The 23636-nt window shown below is 35.4% G+C and carries 16 protein-coding genes; 3 read left to right on the forward strand and 13 right to left on the reverse strand.

From position 1 onward, the window contains the following. Positions 1–196: 196 nt before the first annotated feature. Together lepA and EKM01_RS12685 are read left to right on the forward strand one after the other, a co-directional pair. Positions 197–1993: a translation elongation factor 4 gene (gene lepA, locus EKM01_RS12680; RefSeq protein WP_126452060.1), complete on the forward strand. Its 1797-nt coding sequence runs from the start codon at positions 197–199 to the stop codon at positions 1991–1993. Positions 1994–2165: 172 nt separating this feature from the next. After that, positions 2166–2936 carry a Bax inhibitor-1/YccA family protein gene (locus EKM01_RS12685; RefSeq protein ID WP_126457621.1) on the forward strand — a complete coding sequence of 257 codons (771 nt, stop codon included), beginning with the start codon at positions 2166–2168 and terminating at the stop codon, positions 2934–2936. Between the two features lie 61 nt (positions 2937–2997). Here the strand turns inward: EKM01_RS12685 and EKM01_RS12690 are convergent, their stop codons facing one another. The 3 genes from EKM01_RS12690 to EKM01_RS12700 all read right to left on the reverse strand — a co-directional run bounded on the left by EKM01_RS12690 (position 2998) and on the right by EKM01_RS12700 (position 6829). Further along, a complete protein-coding gene (locus EKM01_RS12690; protein ID WP_126768586.1) occupies positions 2998–3513 on the reverse strand; it encodes a PAS domain-containing protein in 516 nt (171 codons plus the stop codon). Positions 3514–3607: 94 nt separating this feature from the next. Then, positions 3608–4690, reverse strand: coding sequence for a DNA polymerase IV (gene dinB / locus EKM01_RS12695; RefSeq protein ID WP_126768587.1), 1083 nt, complete (start codon positions 4688–4690; stop codon positions 3608–3610). Between the two features lie 54 nt (positions 4691–4744). Further along, the gene (locus EKM01_RS12700) at positions 4745–6829 is read right to left on the reverse strand and encodes a site-specific recombinase (protein WP_233589328.1); all 2085 of its coding nucleotides are present in this window, start codon (positions 6827–6829) and stop codon (positions 4745–4747) included. 422 nt (positions 6830–7251) lie between these two features. On the opposite strand from EKM01_RS12700, the gene EKM01_RS12705 reads away from it, so the two are divergent. After that, the gene (locus EKM01_RS12705; RefSeq protein ID WP_126457624.1) at positions 7252–7719 is read left to right on the forward strand and encodes a CYTH domain-containing protein; all 468 of its coding nucleotides are present in this window, start codon (positions 7252–7254) and stop codon (positions 7717–7719) included. 1 nt (position 7720) lies between these two features. Here EKM01_RS12705 and EKM01_RS12710 read toward each other — a convergent pair whose 3' ends face one another. The 10 genes from EKM01_RS12710 to EKM01_RS12755 all read right to left on the reverse strand — a co-directional run bounded on the left by EKM01_RS12710 (position 7721) and on the right by EKM01_RS12755 (position 23568). After that, the gene (locus tag EKM01_RS12710) at positions 7721–8203 is read right to left on the reverse strand and encodes a septal ring lytic transglycosylase RlpA family protein (RefSeq protein WP_126563586.1); all 483 of its coding nucleotides are present in this window, start codon (positions 8201–8203) and stop codon (positions 7721–7723) included. Positions 8204–8287: 84 nt separating this feature from the next. After that, positions 8288–8722: a hypothetical protein gene (locus EKM01_RS12715; RefSeq protein ID WP_126554024.1), complete on the reverse strand. Its 435-nt coding sequence runs from the start codon at positions 8720–8722 to the stop codon at positions 8288–8290. 96 nt (positions 8723–8818) lie between these two features. Continuing rightward, positions 8819–12112 carry a TonB-dependent receptor gene (locus tag EKM01_RS12720; protein ID WP_126739767.1) on the reverse strand — a complete coding sequence of 1098 codons (3294 nt, stop codon included), beginning with the start codon at positions 12110–12112 and terminating at the stop codon, positions 8819–8821. Between the two features lie 261 nt (positions 12113–12373). Further along, complete coding sequence (locus EKM01_RS12725; RefSeq protein WP_126563585.1) at positions 12374–15610, reverse strand: carboxypeptidase regulatory-like domain-containing protein; 3237 nt, start codon at positions 15608–15610, stop codon at positions 12374–12376. Between the two features lie 379 nt (positions 15611–15989). Further along, entirely contained in the window at positions 15990–17633 is a 1644-nt protein-coding gene (gene pgi, locus EKM01_RS12730) for a glucose-6-phosphate isomerase (RefSeq protein ID WP_126768588.1), read from the reverse strand. A 180-nt stretch (positions 17634–17813) separates the two neighbouring features. Continuing rightward, positions 17814–19034, reverse strand: coding sequence for a peptidoglycan DD-metalloendopeptidase family protein (locus EKM01_RS12735; protein ID WP_126768589.1), 1221 nt, complete (start codon positions 19032–19034; stop codon positions 17814–17816). 22 nt (positions 19035–19056) lie between these two features. After that, positions 19057–19992, reverse strand: coding sequence for a tryptophan 2,3-dioxygenase family protein (locus tag EKM01_RS12740; protein ID WP_126554032.1), 936 nt, complete (start codon positions 19990–19992; stop codon positions 19057–19059). Continuing rightward, positions 19992–20762, reverse strand: coding sequence for a DUF3108 domain-containing protein (locus EKM01_RS12745; RefSeq protein WP_126457632.1), 771 nt, complete (start codon positions 20760–20762; stop codon positions 19992–19994). The genes EKM01_RS12740 and EKM01_RS12745 overlap by 1 nt, the downstream gene beginning before the upstream one ends. 292 nt (positions 20763–21054) lie before the next feature. Then, on the reverse strand, positions 21055–22215 hold the full coding sequence (gene hppD, locus EKM01_RS12750; protein ID WP_126457633.1) for a 4-hydroxyphenylpyruvate dioxygenase: 1161 nt from the start codon (positions 22213–22215) through the stop codon (positions 21055–21057). Between the two features lie 195 nt (positions 22216–22410). Then, complete coding sequence (locus EKM01_RS12755; protein ID WP_126768590.1) at positions 22411–23568, reverse strand: homogentisate 1,2-dioxygenase; 1158 nt, start codon at positions 23566–23568, stop codon at positions 22411–22413. Positions 23569–23636: the final 68 nt, after the last annotated feature.

Below are 23636 nucleotides of genomic sequence, written 5' to 3' on the forward strand. Positions count from 1 at the left end.
ACTTTGAAACTGTTGAATTTAGCTTATATTTGCAGATTAATAGTCGCTGTTTGGCGATTGCGTGAGGGATTGCAGTGAAAATCCTTTTCCTTTTTTCTTTAAAAAAGGAAAAGATTGTAGCGGAAAGCCCGACCCTTGTGGTCACGCCCTGAAAAAAAATCAGGGTAAACCCAAATAAATTTGATATCAACAGAAAATGAAACACATACGGAATTTTTGTATTATTGCACATATTGACCACGGGAAAAGCACGCTTGCTGACCGATTACTTGGCGCTACACAAACCGTTACCGCTCGTGAGGAAAAAGCGCAATTGCTGGACAACATGGATCTAGAACGTGAACGTGGGATTACGATTAAGAGTCACGCGATTCAGATGGAATATACGTATAAAGGACAAGAATACATCTTGAACTTGATTGACACTCCTGGACACGTGGATTTTTCGTACGAAGTTTCTCGGTCGATTGCCGCTTGTGAAGGCGCACTTTTGATTGTAGATGCAGCACAAAGCATTCAGGCACAAACGATTTCGAATTTATATTTGGCTTTAGAAAATGACTTGGAAATTATTCCGGTTTTGAACAAAGTAGATTTACCAAGCGCGAATCCAGAGGAAGTAAGTGACGATATTATTGATTTACTTGGATGTAAATTAGAGGATATTATTCATGCATCGGGTAAAACTGGTTTTGGTGTCGAAAATATTTTAGCAGCGATCATCGATCGAATTCCTCCTCCAAAAGGAAGTGTTGATGAGCCATTACAAGCCTTGATTTTTGACTCGCATTACAATCCATTTCGAGGAATCGAAGTTATTTTCCGTGTAAAAAATGGTCAAATTAAAAAAGGTCAGAAGATAAAATTCATGGCTACCGGAAACGAATATTTTGCAGACGAGATTGGGACTTTAAAATTAAACCAAGTTCCGAAACAAGTGATTTCAGCCGGTGATGTTGGGTATTTAATTTCTGGAATTAAAGAAGCAAAAGAAGTAAAAGTAGGCGATACATTGACAGATGCGAAAACGCCAACAACGAATATAATTAAAGGATTTGAAGAGGTAAAACCAATGGTTTTTGCGGGGATTTATCCCGTGGATACGGAAGATTATGAGGAGTTGCGAAACTCTATGGAAAAATTGCAGTTGAATGATGCTTCATTAGTATTTTTACCGGAAAGTTCAGCTGCTTTGGGATTTGGTTTCCGTTGTGGATTCTTGGGAATGTTGCACATGGAAATTATCCAAGAGCGTTTGGAGCGTGAATTCAACATGACAGTGATTACTACGGTTCCCAACGTTTCGTATTTGGCTTACACCAAAAAGGATCCAACAACTCCACTTATTGTAAACAATCCTTCGGACTTGCCGGAGCCCTCTCGTTTAGACCACGTGGAAGAGCCTTTTATTAAGGCAACTATCATCACCAAATCCGATTATGTTGGAAATGTAATGAGTTTGTGTATTGAAAAACGTGGGTTGATTACGAATCAGACCTATTTGACTACGGAACGTGTAGAGTTGACTTTTGATATGCCATTGGCAGAAATTGTATTTGATTTTTACGACCGTTTGAAAACCGTTTCTAAAGGATATGCTTCCTTTGATTATACGCCAATTGGGTTGCGAACTTCTAATTTAGTGAAAGTAGACATCTTATTGAACGCAACGATTGTGGATGCATTATCCTCCTTGATGCATGCCGACAACGCGTATCAAATAGGAAAAAAAATGTGTGAAAAACTGAAAGAATTGATTCCGCGCCAACAATTTGATATTCCTGTTCAAGCGGCTATTGGGGTAAAAGTTATTTCTCGCGAAACAATAAAAGCATTGCGTAAAGACGTTACCGCTAAGTGTTATGGTGGAGATATTTCCCGTAAACGTAAATTATTGGAAAAACAGAAAAAAGGTAAAAAACGAATGAGATTGGTTGGAAATGTTGAAATTCCGCAAGAAGCGTTCATGGCTGTTTTGAAGTTGAATGATTAATGACCTGACGTTTTTTCTCGTCATTAATTACCCTGACGATAGTACCGGTTTTTTTAGAGGAGTGAACTAGGTATTTCATCCCAGATTTAAATACGAAATTGGTTGTTTACTTTAGTGTTCAGAAACAAAGAGACAAAAGCGTATATTTGAATAACAAAAAAATATAACAATTATGAATTTTAATTCTAAAAATCCATTTTTAAATACTAAAACTTTTTCTACTGCAGTTTCAAAAAATGATCAAGTACATCAAACCACAATTCTTGATTATAATGACGAGATGACCTTGTCAGGAACCATAAATAAAAGTTTGATTTTATTTTTACTACTTACTGCTTCGGCTATAGTAATATGGTGGTTGACCTTTAATGGGATGAACCCAATGGTCCCGGCAATTGGCGGTGCAGTAGTTGGGCTTATTCTAGTCGTAATTTCAGCGTTTAAACCTCAATATTCCCCCTATTTAGCTCCTGGTTACGCACTTTTTGAGGGCTTATTTATTGGTGGAATTTCAGCAATATTTGAAGCAATGTATCCTGGAATTGTCATTCAGGCCGTAGGAGCTACGTTTGTAACCTTCATGATTTGTCTGGGATTATATAAATATAAAATTGTGAAGGTAACAGAACAATTCAAATCGGTAGTTGTGGCTGCAACATTGGCAATTGCTACGTATTATCTTATATCTTGGGTATTTTCAATGTTCACCAGTTTTGTGCCCGTGCATTATGGCGGCTCATGGATGAGTATTGGAATCAGTGTTTTTGTAATTGTGATTGCTGCTTTAAATCTGTTTTTGGATTTTGACCGCATCGAAAAAGGAGCTGAACAAAAAATGCCAAAATACATGGAATGGTATGGTGCCATGGGGTTAATGATTACCCTTGTTTGGCTGTATATTGAATTTTTAAGATTGCTCTCAAAATTAAACAGTAAAAACTAATCGTGCTAATAGCTGTATAAAAAAGAGTGAACCTTTTAAAGTGTAAAAGAGTCACTCTTTTTTATGCTGCTTTCTCAAAAGCAATGTAATGACTTAAAAGCCCTTTATTGTTGAAAATAGGAAACCCTTTTATGAAACAAACATAAATAGCCCCATTTTTTTTATAATTCAACACTGTTTTTTCAAAAGGTTTCTGCTCTACTATTGCCGTACGAATTTCACTTGAAGTACTCTTGCTCGTTGCTTTCCCTTGAAAAATCTTAGGGCTTTTTCCCAAAACTTCGGATTCTGCATAGCCGTTCATTTTTTTCATGTTGTGTGAAGCAAATATAATATTCAATTTTACATCCGTAACAATTACAACCTCTTCTTTCAGGCTACTATTGAGATCCCAATCATTCTTTGACCATTTATTTTGCAAAGCAATTGAGTTTAGCTTGTTTAAATCCAAAAAAACATTCTTGACTGAACTCAAAAATTCATTATGAAAATCCCAAGAACAAACAGGAACTGTTTTAATGTTTAAAGCACTGTGATACATCGCAATAGCGTCTTCATATTCTTTAAAATTGATCATATTACATAATTTAATAAACCAAATGTAATTTTATTTATAAAGATAAAATTACAAATTTCAGATTTTAACCATTGTTGAACTCCTTCATTCTCCATTAAAAATCAAATTTCAGCTGTACCACAACAAATTTTTTCTCCTCTGTATTCAAATTGCTTAGAGAAATCCCCAGCAAACGAACGGAATTTTTCATGCGCTCCTGATACAAAAGTTCTTTCACAACCTCTAGAATCAGTCCTTTGCCAGATATAAAATAAGGCAAGGTTTTACTGCGGGTTTGTTGGGTAAAATCACTGTATTTAATTTTCAAAGTGATTGTTTTTCCTGCTATAGTTTGTTTTTTTAATCTTCTTTCTAAAGTACTAGCAATATGATCCAGTTGCTCCATCATGAAAATTTCTGAAGAAAGGTTGACGTCAAAAGTATGTTCTGCCGCTACTGATTTTGTGATTCGATTGGATTTAACCTCACTATTATGAATTCCCCTAACTACGTTGTAGTAAAAATGTCCTGATTTTCCAAAATGTCTCTCTAGAAACTCCAATGATTTACTTTTTAATTCTACTCCCGTAAAAATCCCTAATTGGTACATTTTCTCGGTGGTTACTTTTCCAACCCCATGAAATTTGTGAATGGCTAATTCTTCCAAAAATGCAATCACTTCATTTGGATCGACTGTTTTCTGCCCGTCGGGTTTATTATAATCACTTGCGATTTTAGCGACAAATTTATTAACTGAAATCCCTGCCGAAGCTGTCAAACCTACTTCATTAAAAATGCGTTGTCTTATTTCCTGTGCCAATAAAGTGGCGCTAGGATTTCCTTTTTTATTTGTAGTGACATCTAAATACGCCTCATCGAGTGAGAGTGGCTCTACTAGATCCGTATATTCATAAAAAATCTTGTGAATTTTTTTTGATATTTCTTTGTACCGATCAAATCTCGGTGTAACAAAAATAAGTTCTGGGCAGTTTTTTTTAGCCATAACGCCACTTATGGCACTCCTTACGCCAAATTTCCTAGCCTCATAACTTGCTGCAGCGACAACTCCTCGATTCTCTGAACCTCCCACTGCAATGGGTTTTCCCCGCAACAATGGATTGTCCAATTGCTCCACAGAGGCGTAGAAAGCATCCATGTCAACGTGAATAATTTTTCTTACTGGAATGAATCCCTGCATAATGTTCTAATTGAATATTCCCTTCGATTTCTTCCAAAGAACCTAGCATTCTGATTAATTCTTACCGTCTGAACTCAAATAATTGACAACTACTTCTGATTTTTTTTTGTTTTCCGTTGGAAAAAAGAAACTAATGGGTCTGGATTTAAAATGATTCCAGATAGAAGCGGCAATAAATCGCAATTCAAACAAAGAAATAGCCCTGGAGCGGAGCGCCAATCCCAACGAAAGGCTAAAACTGACCGTAAAATTCACTAACCCAATAACTCCAATCCCAAAAATGCCCCAAAACAACATAGTATTGCTTACTTGATAATTTGCTCCATACACTCCTAAGGCTAGATTGCCACTTACAAAAGTGATGTGTCTAATATCCAGATTCAACCCTAAAAACAAGCCAATGGAAGCCGTACTTCCCATAAAAACGCCAAACCAAAAATTAGAAATAATTCCGGCCCCTCTTTTTTCGTACAGCTTGGCTAATTTTAAAGTACGTACTTTCCCTAAGCTTCTTTTCAACATGGGGTGTTCCGTTATCCGGAAAAAAACCTGATTATGTTTATCCCTATTGGCAATACTTCCCGAAATAATTCCAGATAAAAACAGAAAAAATCCTGCTATTGCCGCATGAAAAATAGCTAATGAATGAATGGGACTAATGTCTGTAAGTAACGTTTCCCATTTAGTTGCAGCAATATTATAATGGAATAAGTAATCAATAGCCCAAATTCCAAGCAATGAAACTGGAAAAGCCATAATTACATTCCCCAAAAATGCAATAAACTGGGACCTGAAAACACGTGCAAAAAGAATGGCAAAAGCTTCATATTTCTCCGCCTCCTTCCCTTGTTTTGCAACTCCTTTTTCTAGAGCTTTTATCAAGGCAGCAGCAGTCATCGCTGGCTGTTTTGTAGCTAAAGTAAACCCCAGAAGATAAATAGCAATAAATCCAAAAGCATAATTCATACTATAAAGAAAAGCATGCCCAAAAAAACTAGTGTCAGCGCTAGCAAGCAAAACCTTAATGACACATAATATACCTACAATAAACCCTCCACCTAGGGCGGTACGGAACATTTTAAAATATTCTTTGCGACTTTCTGTGATATAATGTTCCCCTGTTTTAGCCGTGTGCTGGGTAATTTCATAGGAGATTAATTGTGTACTTTCGGCTATAAATTTCCTGACATTGTTCTTGTAGCAATTGAATTTTATCAAACGCAAGGCTAAAACAATCCCATTGTTTTTTTTATCACTCTCTTTTTCAACGATCAGCAACGGAATTAAAAATTTAAGCCGCTCTAATTGCTGTCTGATTTTTAGTAAATTCTGGTTTACCCGAAGTGAAATGCCATATTTAGAACTATTATGAAAAGCTCTGTCCACAAATTCTTCGCATTGCTTATGCAAAACCATCAATTGGGAATAAGATAAATCATCTATAGTGATGAAATGATTTTCAGAACTCCGGACTTGATCTTCTATTTGAAACAATTCCTTTTCAAAAGCTGAAAAAGGACTTTCAAAATCATCAAATTCAGGTACCATTTTAATCACATCCGTTTCCATGGCACGACCGCTGATGCGTTGTGTAATAAGATGCATTGCAACAAGTATTTCTGATAAAACGGAGTGAGGTGCTACACTTTCATAAATAGATTTGAATTTTAAAAGGCTGTATAATTCCTCTAATTGCTCCACTGGAATTTTATTTACCCAAATCCCATCATTGGCTAGATAAAAAACCTGATTGAAAATGTATTCTAAAGTGTCTTTTTGAGGTTGATAAGGCAATATCTTAGCAAAGATTCTTTTTTTGACTTCAAAAAGAAAATCTACATCTTGCAAAATAGCTGCGTCTGTGAGGATTTTATTAAACTTAATGTCTTTGAGAATTTCTTTGAGATAAAGGGAAAGTTGTTTCCGACAAGAATAATTTTCTTTCAAAAAAGTAATAATATCCTGCAAATCCACGGTTGCCAATTTTTTTGTTTGCAAAGGCCGAATCAACCGAATTAACTCCACTAAAGGCTCCAGGTTGTCTTCTGTATCACGCCAAGACTCTGCTTCCCCAAAAAATTCAGTTAGCACTCCCACTGGAGTTGGCTTGTGTTTTCTTTTAAAAAATGGTTTTATCAACTTTGTTTAATTTTTGTAAAAATACGAACAGACTGATCATTTTTCATTAATAAATCCTTGAAATTATTGCTCAAGGACGCACAAAAAGACCTATTCGCAAAATTTCCTTCCTATTATCGGTAATCGACACACAGAATTGGAACATAAAAAACAGCAAACTAGCATAAACTCCGCTTTTGTCAAAGAGATAAAAACGGAACAAAAGCAAAATATTTAATACCTTTGGTTGCTGGTATCAGCCCAGATAGCAATGAAAAATCTTCGATTGAAAAAAACTATTTTTCATTTAAAAAAGAGCAACCCAAGACGCTATTTTTTACAAATTGAAAAAAGATTTATGAGTAAAAATTGAAATGAATATCTGGATACGAGCCAAGTGAACTGACAAAATAAATAACTAAAAATAACAAATTTCGCTTGAAATGATAGAAATAGAAAGAAAATTTTTAGTCAAAGATGATTCCTATAAAGAATCTGCTTTTACTCAAAATCATATTGCGCAGGGCTATTTGAGTTCCGCGCCAGCGCGAACGGTACGGGTACGAATAAAAGGAAAAAAGGGGTTTCTGACGATAAAGGGGATTTCTAATACCTCCGGACTGTCCCGTTTTGAGTGGGAAAAAGAAATTTCCATTAGTGACGCTGAAAAATTACTGCTTTTGTGTGAAAAGGGAGCTATTGATAAAACTCGTTTTGAAATAAAAGTGGGCTCTCATATTTTTGAAGTAGATGAATTTCATGGTGAAAATCAAGGACTGGTTGTGGCAGAAATTGAATTAAACTCTGAAGAAGAATTTTTTGAAAAACCAGCTTGGCTGGACAAGGAAGTCACCGGAGACTCCCGCTATTACAATTCTTATTTGAGCACTTCGCCTTTTAGAAACTGGTAATCTAATTACTCATTACGGCTATAGTTACCTGCAGCCCTCCACTGTTTTTATTAGCTGCAATATCCATAAATGCTCGTTTAGAAAGATCAATCTCTCTAGACTTGACAAATGGGCCTCTATCTGTAATTTCTACAATTACGAACTTCCCGTTTTTTTCATTGGTCACTTTGACTTTGGTACCAAATGGCAGTTTTTTGTGGGCGGCGGTATATTTATTATTGTCAAATTTTGTACCGCTGGTCGTTCTTCTGCCATTGAATTTATCTGCGTAATAGGATGCGTGAGCGGCTTTTTTGTAGATTTTAAATTTTCCTAAAGAAGAGATCAATGAGTCTATTTTTTTTTCTTCCAGCTCCATTGCGGTTCGACTTTTTTTGATGCTGTCTTTTTGTATGGTGGCTTTTTGTCTTTCAGAGATGGAACTTTGGCTACTGGCTAAAGTGATTATTGCCAACAAAAAAAATAATGTTATTGATTTTTTCATTTATGTCTTTTTTAGTTAAATCTATTTTACAAAAACCATACCTAGATAAAAAAAGCTCTATTTCTAGAGCTTTCACGGTTTTTTTTAAAACCATATTTTCCATGGGATTCGGCTTAAAATAAGCACTAATCCTAAACCATAAAAAATAGAAAATGTTTTAAATTTAGATTCGCTTGTAGTTGCTTTTTTGTGTTTTGACCACCCAATAGTAATCAAGACAATTGCTATTATATTGATCAAAGGATGTTCTAAAGCCAACAATCGGCTTTCCGTTGTCAGCCCACCCATTCCAACGGCTTTTATCATATTCAAACCATTGGGAGACACAAAGTATAAAAGTACACCTACTACTAATTGAGTGTGTATTGCTATTAAGCCAAACAGCGCTATCTTTCTGTCTTTGGAAGTAAATTCTTTTTTAGAAAACATCCCTATCAAAGAATTAACCACAGCCACCACTAAAACTAAAAGTGCCAGATAAGCCCAGCCAGAATGAAATTTTTGAATAAAATCGTCCATAAATAATATTTTTGTTTTAACAAATATAAGCAAAAAAGGCATAAAAAAACCACGTTTTTCAACGTGGTTTTAAATATTCAAACACTTAAATTACTCCTACTTACCAAAAATGTATCTAAGTGTAAATTGTGCTTGCCAAACATCAAAAGTTGAAGCATTTTTTTGAAAAGTGTCTTTTATTAAAACTCGAGTTCCGTTAGCTTCTACTTGAGTCGCTAATTGATAAAAAGGAACATTCGTAGTCGTTGTTCTGTAGTTCAAAACATTTGTATTTGTAACTCGTTGTGTAACTCCCCAATCTTTATTAATGAAATTAGTAAAGTTCAGGATATCAGCTCTGAATTGAAAATTATTCTTTTTACCCGCAATTGTAATATAAAAATCTTGAGTTGCTGATAAATCTAATCTATGTAGCATAGGTAAAACTCCTCCATTTCTCTCTGCATACTGCCCTCTTCTAGTAGAAAGGTAATCATCTTGATTGATATAGGATTCGTAAGCTTGTTGTTGTTGCGCTTCAGTGTAGACTGTTGTCACAGTCCCATTTGTTACTGAAAGTGATTGAAAACGAATTTCATTTGCATTTTTAGGGACATAAATCAAGTCATTGTTATTTACTCTGTCACCATTCATATCACCCCCGTAAGAATAGGAAAACGGTCCGGATTGTTCTCCAATGTATCCTAAATTGATTGAAGTTGCCGCCCCTACATTTTTACCGTATTCAATTTTGTATCCTAAAATACCAACTAATCTATGTGGTGTATTATTGTTAGACAATGCTAAAGGTAAGTCGTTATTTCCATTTACAGATCTAGCGCCCGTCCACGAACCAGAAGCAATAGAACCCGGAGATAACAAATCATTAGCACTTGAATACGTGTATGCAAACGATCCCCATAGCCCTTTTTTGTATGGATACTCTAATTTAAAGGTTGAAGAATAAAAATATCCTTTGTCCGTGTTTGTTAAAACAACGGCACTGGAAACATTATCATTAACACGAACACCTGCATCGGTACGAGCATATCTTGGTCTGTTATCCGGACCGCTGAAAGTTCCAACTGGCGCATCAAAATTAGCATTATAATAATGTATCGCATTAATATTTCTTTGAAAAATCCCTTCTACTGTACCTACAAAACCAAAAGGAAGTTTTTGATCAACCGCTATATTAGTTTTCCAAACTTGCGGAAACTTAAATTTTTTATCGGTGAAAGCCAATTCAAAAGTAGTAGGAAGCGTTGGGGTATCCGGAATAAAATAATCATTTGGGTTTGGAGTAAAACCATACCCACCAGAAGCCAATGCAGTGCCACTTACATCAACAAAACCTGTAAGCACTCCATTATTACCAATTGCATTAGATAAATAAACTGAAGGTGCTCTTCCTGTAAAAACACCACTACCTCCACGAAGTTGCGTCGTTGCATCGCCATTTAAGTCTAAGTTGAAACCAACTCTTGGCTCAAACAAATACTGTGTATCAGGCATTTCTCCTGTATTAAATTTTTGGCCTTGTCCAAAAGTTAATGCAGTAACTGCAGGATTCTCAAGAGCTGTATCAGCAAACCAAACAGCTGTGGCACGAAGACCTACTGTTAATTTAAATCTATCGCTCAATTTCATTTCATCTTGCGTGTACAAATCTAATTTGTTTGACTTGAAGATTTGTAATGGCTCTTGAGCACCTGGCAATGCAGAATATCTGAATTGAAGACGTGCAGGAAGTGCCGTTGTTGATGGAATGCCACCTGTGTTTGCAGACTGATTAGCTGCTGCATAAAAGTCAGAAAGTGAATTAAAAGTGTAAACACCATTTGAACCAGAGAAAAACAAGTTGCTTGATTTGAAGTACTCAAAGTTAGCACCAAACAATAAAGAATGTTTTCCTATGGTTTTAGTCAAATTATTTGTAAAATGTAATGTAGAATACGAAAGTTTATTTCCTTGAGTGAACGGATCTAAACCTGCCGAAATAAATGTGTTTGAACCGTTTAAGATATCAATTGTTGGAAACAAACCACCACCTTGTAATGCTCTGTCTTCAATTTGCTTATCGTAACCTGCAATAAAGTTATTGTACCAAGAATTGCTTAATTTACTATTCAATTCTAAGACTACTGATCTCGTATTATCCTGAATTACATATCCGCTGTTTTTAAAAGACATTGCTAACGGACTTGTTCTTCTGTTTCCAAAACCTAATGAATTAGAGTTTGAAGTTAACTCATCAGAATTAGAGTTATGAAAAACATAACGAGCGGTCAATTGATGATTATCATTAATATTCCAGTCCAGTCTGGCTAGGAATTTTTTTGAAATTCTTTCAGCATCATAGTTTTCCCATGGTCCTGTGGTATAATTAAATTTATCTTGCAAAAAAGTAGAAAGTGTTTGCATTTGTGCAAAAGTAGGAGCCGAAACCTGTGCACTTGCTTGTGGCGAACCTGTAGATGTCCAAGTAGTAGCCGGGCTAATGTTCTCTATAGTTTCAACATTCCCAAAGAAAAATAATTTATCTTTAATGATTGGTGCTCCAATTCTGGCACCCCAAATTTTTTCTTCAAATTTTCCAGGCACTACTGTTCTTTCTCCTGCTTTACTTCCTATGAAGTCTTTTTTGTTGCTTCGGAATGAATTGTATATTGATCCTTCCACTTCATTGGTTCCACTTTTGGTAACCGCATTGATTCCAGAACCTAAAAATCCGGATTGACGTACGTCATAAGGAGCGATATTTACTTGTAATTGCTCAATAGCATCTAATGAAATAGCTGTAGAACCGGTTCTTCCTCCGGCTTGTGAGTCACTACCTAAACCAAAACCATTATTAAAAACAGATCCGTCAATAGTAAAATTGTTTAATCTTGAATCCTGACCACCAAAAGTACCGTTACTACCTGCATTAGCATTGTACTTAGTAATTGCATTTATGGAACGTGCACCTGTTACTGGCACGGCAGTGATTTCTCTGTTAGAAAATTGTTGAGATGCTCCAGTTCTTCCTTTATTGAAAGTCCCTTTCGATTTTGTAGAAACAATTACTTCATTCAACGCATTTGATTCTTCTTCTACAACAATATTTACAGTTAAATTATTCCCTAAAGGAGCGTTAATGTCCGTGATTTCTGTTGTTTTGTAGCCTACATAAGTCACTCTTACAGTGTAGGGACCGCCTGGTCTAATACCCTGAACTGCATAGCCTCCATTGGCACTTGTAGTTGAAAAATATTTTGTTCCTGTAGGCGTGTGAACGACCTCAACTGACGCTCCTGGAAGAGTCTCTCCAGCATTCGATTTAACAGTACCAGACATAGCAGAACTAGTGACCTGCGAATGACCTACAACTGATAAAAAAATAATCAAAATAAAAATAATTCTTTTCATTTTTGTTTTTTTGTTTAGTTAAAAAAGTTTGGCAAAAATATAACATTTTTACTTAAATAAGTTAACATACTGTTAAGAATACGGTATTTCAAAACAATTTTTTCGCCCTCAACCATTATTTCTTTTTAGATCGAAAACCAAAGTATTTATTTTTTTTATTAAAGATTATTCTTTTTTTAAAAGACTTAAAATGTGGTTTTTAGTTATAAAAAAAAACCCTCATTCCAAATTGAAATGAGGGTTAGATTATTTTAAGCTAAACTAGTTGAATGTATAACGAACACCAGTTTGCATTTGCCATCTTGACGAGTTAAGACCTACATCATCAACTTGGTTAACATTATTTCCTACAGCAGGGTTGTATCTAAACGTTGGTGTGGTACCATTAGCTAAGAATCCAACTTGCTGAAGCAATTGCACTTGGTCAAAGCTTGTAAAATAACGTTTACCCCAATTTTTATTTATAAGATTGGTAAAGTTGAAAATATCAGCTGTAAATTCTAAGGTATGTTTCTTATTCCCTACGTTGATAGTAAACTCTTGTGCAAATTTCAAATCGACAACATGAGTCGTTTTTAAACGATCTCCGTTACGCTCAGCGTATCCACCTTTTCTACTTCTTAAATACTCATTCCCTTCGATAAAAGCACTAAGCGCATCCCATTGTTGATCAGCGGTTAAGCCATTAGTTGTGCTTACTAAATTAATTTCAGATTTAGCAGCAGGAACATAAATCAATGCTGAACTAGAGAATGTATCTTTTAACAAATTTCCACGGTCATTATACACATAACTTATCGGTGTTCCTTGAGCTCCTTCGTAGAAGAAACCAATTCTTGATTTTGTGAATTTACTCCATTTCAAAGTAACATTTCCGTTCGAAATAACTCTTGCACCTTGATCAAAATCAGATCTTGACAATGTTGGAAAATTAGCTCCATTAACGGTTTCAGTATTATTCCACTGAGAACTGTTTTGAGATGAGGTTGCATCCAATAGAACGGTAGACTTACCATAGGAATATGTACCAGAAATATTACCGTCAATAAATGGTGATCTAAAGTTTTTAGTTAAAGTAAAAGACACATTATAAGCTTTTCCTTCATCTGTATTAGAGGCCAAATAAATTCCTAGATACTTGTTATCAACTCTATTATTTGCATTGTAAGTTGGTCTTGTATCCGCTCCAGTTAAGTTACTTGTAGACGCTTTGATATTCAAATTTTCATAGGTGATAGCACTGATGTTATCATTGTAAGTAACTTCAGAAGTAAACACGAAGCCTAATGGCAATTTTTGATCTACTGCAAAACTTGCTTTAAATACCTGTGGTAATTTAAAATCTTTTGCAAAAATATCAATATTACCGCCCGTACTACCTGAACCTGGTCTTGGGACAGAAGCAGGAAGCGGCGCTATTTGACTATCAACGCTTGGATTAGGATTGAACACTGGCGTTGTCCCTCCGGTAATTTGAATCGCTCCTTGAGTAACTCCATTATTGTTATATGTCCCACCTGGCCATACTAGCGGTAACCTAGAAGTAAATACTCCAAATCCACCTCTAATTTGAGTTAATTTTGCACCATTTACATCATAATTAAAACCCAAACGCGGTGCAAAATGAGCATAATTAGATATCCCTTGACCTACTCTGGCATCTTTCAAGTTTTTACCGGCTGCTTGTAATAACCCAACCGTTCTAACATTAAAATCATTATTTACTAAACCATCTTCCCATACCGGCATATCAACTCTTACTCCGTAAGAAAGTTTGAAATTTTCAGTCAATCTCATGTCATTTTGAATATACAAACCAAATTGTTTTGTACCAAACTCAGCTGCTCCTAGCGACTCATCTCCACTACCACCAATCAAGGAATAGTTCATTAAAAACCTATTTGCTCTTGCATCTGTTAAGAAATCAGATAATTTGGAGTAACGATAAGCTCCAAAATTGTTACCAAAGAATACGTTTTTAGATTGTGAAAATTCGTTGTGAGTTCCAATCGTGATTTTATTTCTTCCAAGATTGATTTCAAAATTATCAGAAATAGTCAATACTTTTTGATCTAAAAGATTTGCAGTTGAAAAAGCTTCTGCACCAAAGAAAATACTACCTGGACCATCTATAATTTGAACGGTAGGAAACGGATCTCCAGATGGGTCTCTGTCATCAGCTACAGTTGTGTAAGCAATAACAAGATTGTTAGAAAATTTATTACTAAATCTTGAGTTTAGTTCTAAAGCTGTTGAATTAGTTGTCGATTTAAATAACTGACTACCATTGATAAAACTAATTGCTGTAGCAGAAGAACGGCTAGGAGAAAAATTCTCTGCATCAACAATACTGTGCTTAAATGATAATTTATGATTATCACTGATGTTCCAGTCTAACTTAGCAATGATTTTATCACTCTTAAGTGTTCTGACATTATTATTGTAAGAACCTGGATCATATCCAAAACCTGCTAATTTTGCAGTTAAGGCATTAATATCAGCTAATTTAGAATCTCCTGCGTAGGTACCAAAATCAAAAGGTTGTGGTGTTTCATTATTTTGTTTTTCATAGTTGATAAAATAAAACAATTTGTCTTTGACAATTGATCCACCTGCACGAACTCCGTACGTTTGCGCAGAAAAATCAGCTAACTTTTGTCTTCCGTCTGCACCTGCCAATGAAGGAGGCGTTTTAGCAGAAATAGACTCGTCTCTATTGAAAAAATAGGCAGATCCTTCAAAATCATTAGTTCCTGATTTCGTAATTGCACTAATTGCTCCACCCGCAAAACCTGAAAGTTTCACATCATAAGGAGCTACACTTACTTGAAATTGCTCAATTGCATCCACAGAAATTGGACTTACACCCGTTTGCCCTCCGTTAGTTCCGTTTGCAGCTAGTCCGAAAACATCATTACTTACAGCTCCATCAATATAAATTGCATTGAATCTATTATTTTGTCCCCCAATAGACAATTGATCATCGCCTCGAATTTGTGCCTGAGGTGTCAATCTTGCAAAATCAGAAATGTTTCTGGATAAGGAAGGTAATGAATTGATTTTATCAGAATTAATTACTGTTTGCGCTCCTGTTCTTTGAGAATTAAACGTATTGTCTCTTGCGCTTCTAACTACTACTTCTTTCAATTGATTTGACTCTTCAGCCAAAGCAATTTTAAAGGTTTTATTTTCTCCTAATTGAAGATAAATTTCGTTTTCTTCATGGTTTCTGAAACCTACATAAGTGATAGTAATTTTGTAAGGTCCCCCTACTCTCATGTTTGAAATACTAAAATTACCAGTCCCATCTGTAGATGCAGTGTAACGGGAACCTGAAGGAGTATGTACTGCAAGAATAGATGCCCCTGGTAAAGTTTGAGAATCGTTATCATAAACATTTCCGCTTACAGAGGAATTTGTATTTCCCTGTGCGTAAAGGTTAGGATTAGCGCAAAATAATAACGCTAATGCAAAAAACAACTTTAAAAATTTTTTCATATTGTCTAGTTTATTAATATTTGGCAAAAATATAACATTTTTGCTTTAATAAGTTAACATAACGTTAAGAATATCGTTTCTTTTAAACAGAATTTTTATCTCAAACCAATAATCTCGCTTTTTTTAATTAAAAAAAAAGAAATTATTCAATTAAAATCATTTTATATTAAATTATCCACACCAAATTACCAATTGCAAATACTAAAAAAAATAACACAAATTTAAAAAAAGTACTCTGCCAGAATTACTTAAATACTAAAAAGCCCTGAATTAGCTAAAATCAAGGCTTTTAGTGTTTTATACCTCCATCAAAAACAGAGCAGTAATCAACCTTAAATGAAAATTGATACGATCATAAAAATCAGTAGCTTATTTGCTCCTATTTATTCTTCAAAAAATGATTCAATAAAAAAGTGGTAGATCCGTCATGTGTTTGAACCGTTTTTGTATTAATTTCTTCCAAGATAGAATTTGCCAATTGTTTTCCTAATTCAACTCCCCACTGGTCAAAACTAAAAATATTCCAGATCACTCCTTGTACAAAAATCTTGTGCTCATACAAGGCTATCAAAGAGCCTAACGTCTCGGGTGTCAGTTTTTGAATTAAAATAGTATTTGTAGGCTTGTTACCTGTAAAAACTTTAAATGGCAAAAGGAATTTTGCTTTATCAGCTGAAATTCCTTGTGTATCAAATTCAGCCTGTACTTGTTCTTCTGATTTCCCATGCATTAATGCTTCTGTTTGTGCAAAAAAGTTAGACATTAGTTTATCATGATGATCATTGTCGCCGTATAGCGGAGTTACAAATCCAATAAAATCTGCAGGTATCAGTTTTGTCCCTTGGTGAATTAACTGAAAAAAAGCATGTTGCGCATTCGTTCCCGGCTCCCCCCAAATGATCGTCCCAGTTTGGTAATTGACTGGTTTCCCGTCCCGACCCACACTTTTACCATTGCTTTCCATTGTTCCTTGTTGCAAGTAGGGGGCTAATTTTTGTAAGTATTGCGTGTACGGAATCAAAGCTTCACTTTCGGCACCAAAAAAATTGTTGTACCAAATACTCAATAACGCTAACGTAACCGGCATGTTTTGGTCAAAATCGGCAGTTTTGAAATGCTCGTCCATCTCATTGGCTCCTTTTAGCATGCCGTCAAAATTATCGTACCCAACGGCTAAACTTATCGTAAGTCCAACGGCACTCCACAAAGAGAATCTCCCTCCAACCCAATCCCACATAGGGAATACGTTGTCTGGGTTTATCCCAAACGCTGTTACTTTTTGAATATTGGTAGAAACGGCAACAAAATGCTTGGCCACATCTTCTTGAGTAGCCGATTTTAAAAACCATTTTCTGATGGTTTCAGAGTTGGTTAATGTTTCTTGAGTTGTAAATGTTTTGGAAACAACCACAAAAAGCGTTGTTTCTGGATTTAGTTTTTTTATGATTTCATTTACATGATCCCCATCCACATTAGAAACAAAATGAACATTTAAATGATTTTTATAAAATTGCAATGCCTCAACAACCATAACAGGCCCTAAATCCGAGCCTCCAATGCCTATATTGACCACATCCGTGAACGGTTTCCCTGTAAAACCTGTTCTTTTGCCGGAAATTACTTCATTGGTAAATAATTTAATTTTACTTTTTACTTCATTAATTTCAGTAAGTACATTACTTCCATCAACATTTATTATTGCTGATTTTTTGGCACGCAATGCGGTGTGAAGTACTGCTCTATTTTCCGTTTGATTAATTATTGCACCATTAAAATAATCAGCAATAGCACTTTTAAGTCCTACTTCATCTGCTAGTTGTAATAACAACTGAAGTGTTTCTTGATTAATAATATTTTTTGAATAATCAATTAAAAAATCATTCCATTTCAAATTGAATTTTTCAGTTCTGGTTGCGTCCAATTGAAATAATTCTCGCATTGAAGCTTTTTGCATTTCGTTGTAATGCATTTGAAGTTTCTTCCATGCCTTTGTTTCTGTTGGGTTTATCGTATTTAAAGCCATTTATTGTGTGTTTTGTAGTATTATTTTAATAGGGTAAAAATAGTGAAATTAGTTTTAATGAAAAATGGTTTTGCATTATATTAAACTATAGTAATATAACAAGATTTTAGTGTTTTTTGGGACTAACACTAAGCAACTCGTCTTTTTTGAAAAAAATTGTGATGATTTTACAAATGTTATTTACAGGTTAGCCACACTATCCAGTTTAAATTTCAAGGGCGTTATTTGTGTCAAAAACCGACTTTTATTAGCGCCATTCATCGGTTCACCACTAGGCAATTTAAGTCTTAATGCATCTACTTGTCTTCCGTTTTTCCAAAATCGATAACAAACATGTGGCCCTGTTGCCAAACCTGTGCTTCCTACTAAACCGATAACCTGTCCCTGACTGACCCGTTGTCCGCGTCTCACGAGTATTTTTGACATGTGCAAATATTGTGTCGAGTAGGTCCCGTTATGTTTAACTTTTACAAAATTCCCGTTTCCGGCAGTAAAACCACTTTGCTCCACAACGCCGCTTGCCGTAGTGGTTATAGGTGTGCCATGAGGCGCCGCATAATCCGTTCCTTTATGTGCTTTCCATCTGTGCTGAACCGGATGAAATCTACTGTTTGAAAATCTTGACGAAATTCTACTGAATTTTATTGGAGACTTAAGAAAGAAATTTTTTAGTGTTTTCCCTTCTTCATTATAATATTGAATTTTATCTGAATTGGGGTTCTGCGCAAAAGGAAAGGCATAAATAATTTTTCCTCCGTATTCAAAAAAAGAAGCTTCCAGTTCTTCGACTCCATCATAAACGGAATCATTTATAAAGCGCTCTGTAAACGTTATCGCAAAACGATCTCCTTTTTTGAGTTTCATGAAATCAATTGAATAGGCGTAAATTTTAGCTATTTTATTCGCTAGAGCCCCTTCAATCTTAGCATTGTCTAAAGTTTCCGACAATGATTCTTTCAAAACTCCACCAATGGTGCGTCGCCTAATTGTAATTGGTTTGGTTTTTTTATAAACAACTACCGCTGTGTCCCGCATATCAATCACGTAATAACTCAGCGCATCGGGTTGATAAATAAAAGCCTGTAAATTATGTTTTTTATCCTTGGACCTCAACAACGTAAAAGGCCTGTTGATTCTAATACTTCTTACATCAAACGAATCTCTCACTTTAGCAATAATATCATATACTTTTCGTTCCCCAATATTCTGATTTTGAATAATAGTTCCAAAAGTATCTCCCCTTTCTATAGTATCATTAACGATATTAAAATCAGCAAGAACAAACCCAAACTCACTCTTTTTAGGAACAAGTTTCACTACTTTTTCCGGCACAACTTCCTTCATTTTATTACATGATACTAAAGAAAAAAGTGCTATTATAATTATAAATATTTGTTTCAAATCTTGTTTTTTTTTATTCAATCTACATTTCTACTCCCCAATTTTCTAATTCGTGGCTACTCCATAATTCCGGGAAGAAAATTCTTCTTTGATATTTTGGATGCATGTATTTTTTCCAGTCACTCCCGCCAGTAGCTTCACCATCCCCTTTACCACTCTGATCTATATATTTTTTTGCTGTATTAAGGTGTTGCATTACCCAAGTAATATTTACCGTATGGTCATAATGACGCATGGCTTGAATTAGTTCTGGATTTTTTTGATCTGATTCCGGTAATTGTTTGAATTTTTGCCAAATATTAATGGTGTTGTATTCCTCCATGTGAGCTAAGAATTCCTTTTTATATTTTTTTTCAAACTCCTCCAGTAAAAATGATTTTTTACCGCTGTGATACTCTTTTCCGGCTGCTTGCCAATACAAATGTTCCAGTGCAAACTCATACGTTGTATTCCGGTCAATGGTATCTCTATAACGGTAATCAATCAGATTTATTAGGTCTGTTGATGAAAATTCTATCAAGCGGTATTGCGCACTTTGAAAGCCGCTGGCCGGAGTTAGTGTATTTCTAAATTTCATGTATTGCTCCACTTCCATTCCATTTCCCATAATATCAAAAGAGGTGGTTAACATGTCAAAATAACGGCTGATTCGCATTAATCGTTCCGTGAAAAATACTGTATTAATGCTTTCACAATAGGAAATTTGCCGCATCTCCCAGAGAATCATTTTAAATATCAATTCATTAACCTGGTGATACATGATAAAAACCATTTCGTCCGGAAGCGTCGTTCTCTGAATTTGAAGATTCAACAGGGCATCTGTCTGAATATAATCCCAATAGGTGATTGGCTTAGACCATAATAATCCTTCGAGCTGTGTTTCTGTTTTTTGATTTATCGCTTCATATTTAAGCTCAATTTCTTTTAAAATAGCTTCTGAATTGTCTTTAGTACTCATTATTTTTTTGTTTTAAAAGGATTTTTCAATCCTCTGTATCCCTCAATATCTGCCTTGATTGACCCTACTGCCAGACTGGCTTTTATCCTCAGCGGTACTTTATTGTCATCGTCCGAAATCCAGACAGTAAGACTTTCTTTCTCCTTGAAAACGCGTCCTGATTGTACCAAAGGTCTAAAAATCATAGCTGAAACAACGCCAAATTTAGTGGTAATATTTTCTCGTCCAATGAACTTTAGCTTGAATTTAGTAGTTTCATCATCAAAAAACATATCGATTGCCACTGATTCTCCAATTTTTAATTTATCGATACTAGGATAGTTTCTTAAATAATAAAAGGCCGATAGAATATCCTGAGTGTTTTTCGGAATGTAAAGTGTTTTTTCGGTTTTATGTTTATAATCTTTTACAACAACTCTGTTTGTAGATTGGTCAAAAAACCCTTCTTGATTTTTAGTATAGCCGCCTTCATCAATTTTTCGAACAAACTGGTACGGATTTCCTGTTTCCTTATCAATGTAGCTTTCGTATAAATCATCTACTTTAAAGAAAAAACGAGACATCCCCGTGGTGTATCCTTTACCAACAACATGAAACGTTTTTTTGTTGTTCAAAATGGCCTCTTTTACTTCCAGCGTGGCATAACCGGCATTGACTATTCCATAGTGTATCCTGAATTTGAACCACTCACCCACTCCGTAAGCATCTTCCTGAGGAGAATCAAAGCTTACTGTTATAATCAACACAAAGAATAAGAATAGTTTTTTCATCACTTAATTTGTCTGTTTATTGACTCTATTAGCAAATTTTGTTCCAAATATATCAAAACAAAAAAACTCAGTCAAATAATGACTGAGTTTTTATGCTATTAACTAACCAAAAAACTATAAACTATGAAATTTATATGAAATCAGGAAGGAAACCACCCCTTCCCTTTTTGCGAGTGCAAAGGTAGTTAACAAATCCACTTTTTTTTGTTAAAAAAAAAGTTTAACACAACATTTACAAAAAAACATGTTGTTTATTAGTTATTTTTTCACAATATGTAAAAATAATGCTTTTTTACAACGTTCCTCGCAATTCCTGTTCTCGCTCAATTGATTCAAATAGCGCTTTAAAGTTCCCCGCTCCAAAACCTTTGGCTCCCATTCTTTGTATAATTTCAAAAAATAAGGTTGGCCTGTCTTGCACCGGTTTTGTGAAAATTTGCAACAAATACCCTTCTTCATCGGCATCTACCATGATGGCTAGTTTCTCGATTTCGTTTAAATCTTCTTTCATCATTTTCATGTGATCTCCCAATCGCTCCGGAATGGCTTCATAATAGGTATGTGGAGGAGCGGACAAAAATTCAATTCCTCTGGCTTTCAATTGCGATACGGTTTTGATAATATCGTCCGTTGCTATTGCGATATGCTGAATTCCAGGACCACCATAAAAATCCAGGTATTCCTCAATTTGCGATTTCTTCTTTCCTTCGGCAGGTTCGTTGATTGGAAATTTGATTCTTCCATTTCCGTTTGACATTACTTTACTCATCAATGCTGAATATTCCGTATTGATTTGTTTGTCATCAAAAGAAAGGAAATTTACAAATCCCATCACGTCTTCATAAAACTTAACCCAAGTATTCATTTCGTTCCAACCCACATTTCCTACCATGTGGTCAATGTATTTTAATCCTGTTGGTTCCGGATTATACTCGGATTTCCATTCCTTATAACCAGGAAGGAAAACACCATTATAGTTTTTGCGCTCTACAAAAATATGTACCGTTTCTCCGTAAGTGTAAATTCCGGAACGTACTACTTCTCCAAATTCGTCTTTCTCTACCGTAGGCTCCATAAAAGAGCGCGCACCACGTTTCATGGTTTCTTCGTACGCACTGGTGGCATCTTCTACCCATAGCGCTGCAACTTTCACGCCGTCTCCATGTTTTCTTAAATGTTCGTGTATTGGAGAATCTTGTGTTAATGGCGTAGTTAATACAATGCGGATTTTATCTTGTTTTAACACATACGACGTTCTGTCTCGCACTCCGGTTTCTAATCCTGCATACGCCAAAGACTGATACCCAAAAGCCGTTTTATAATAATGTGCGGATTGTTTTGCATTTCCTACGTAGAATTCTACATAATCGGTTCCTAATAACGGAAGGAAATCTTGTGCTCCTTCAAATATTTTTTCGAGTCCGTATTCTACTGATTTTACTTCTTTGCTCATTGTGATTTATTTTTTGATTCGGCATCTCTAGTTTTGGAACGCGGTTGACGCGGATAAAACAGATGTACACGGATGTATTAATTTAAAATTATGTTGTTGTTTACTCTAAAGCCCTAGCCCTGATGGAAACGGCATCCTTTTTCTGGCTTCTTTAGCCAGGAAAAGATAAAGCGTACAGCAGGAAATAGCTTCTAATTACTCGACCCAAGATTTGTAATATTGACCGTCGTCCAATCCCATCGCTTCTTCGGTGACCATTAAGGGACGAAAGGTATCAACCATAACCGCTAATTCGTGGGTTTCTGTATGACCAATGCTGCGTTCCATAGCACCTGGCGCCGGTCCGTGAGGAATCCCTTTTGGATGTAGTGTAATGTGACCTTGCTCTATATTGTTGCGACTCATGAAATCCCCATCTACATAATACAAAACCTCATCACTATCTATATTACTGTGATTGTAAGGCGCAGGAATGGATTTTGGATGGTAATCGTACAATCGTGGAACGAACGAACAAACGACAAAAGTTGAAGTTTCAAAAGTCTGATGCACTGGTGGCGGCTGGTGTACCCGACCTGTTATAGGTTCGAAATTATGAATACTAAATCCGTATGGAAAATTATAACCGTCCCAACCTACTACATCAAAGGGATGTGTGGCATAAACGAATTCATGCATCATTCCTTCTTTCTTGATTTTTATTAGAAAATCACCTTTTTCATCGTGCGTTTCTAATTCTGTTGGCAAAATAAAGTCGCGCTCGCAAAATGGAGAATGTTCTAGATGTTGACCTGATTCATTTTTATAGCGTTTTGGCGTGTAAAAAGGAGCAAATGATTCGACGTAAAACAATCTATTTTCCGAAGTTTCAAAATCAATTTGGTAAATCATTCCACGTGGAATAATCAAGTAATCTCCATATTCGAAAGAAATATTTCCCATCATGGTGCGCAATTTTCCTTTCCCTTTATGAATGAAAATCATTTCATCAGCATCGGCATTTTTATAGAAATAACTGCGTAAGGATTGTCTTGGTGCGGCTAATCCTATAATACAATCTTTATTGATCAACATGGCTTTACGGCTGTCCAGAAAATCGTCCTCCGGCTTTAACTCAAAACCTTTTAAAAGTAATGATTTGATGTTTTTTCCAATGGCAATTTTTGGTTCTACTGAATAGGATTTTAAAATTTCCTTCACCTGTGTTGGTCTGTGAACATGATATAACAAGGACGAATTACCGTGAAAACCTTCCGTTCCAAAAAGCTGTTCGTAATACAAACCACCTGTAGGCTTTTCAAATTGAGTATGTCTTTTTTGGGGAAATTTCCCCAATTTATGGTATAAAGGCATGATTTTTTTGCTTAAAAGTTAAAGTTTAAAAGTTTATCGTTTTATCGAAATAAACTTATTTAATTAAA

It is taken from the genome of Flavobacterium sp. RSP46, assembly GCF_003984825.1.
Lineage (GTDB): Bacteria > Bacteroidota > Bacteroidia > Flavobacteriales > Flavobacteriaceae > Flavobacterium.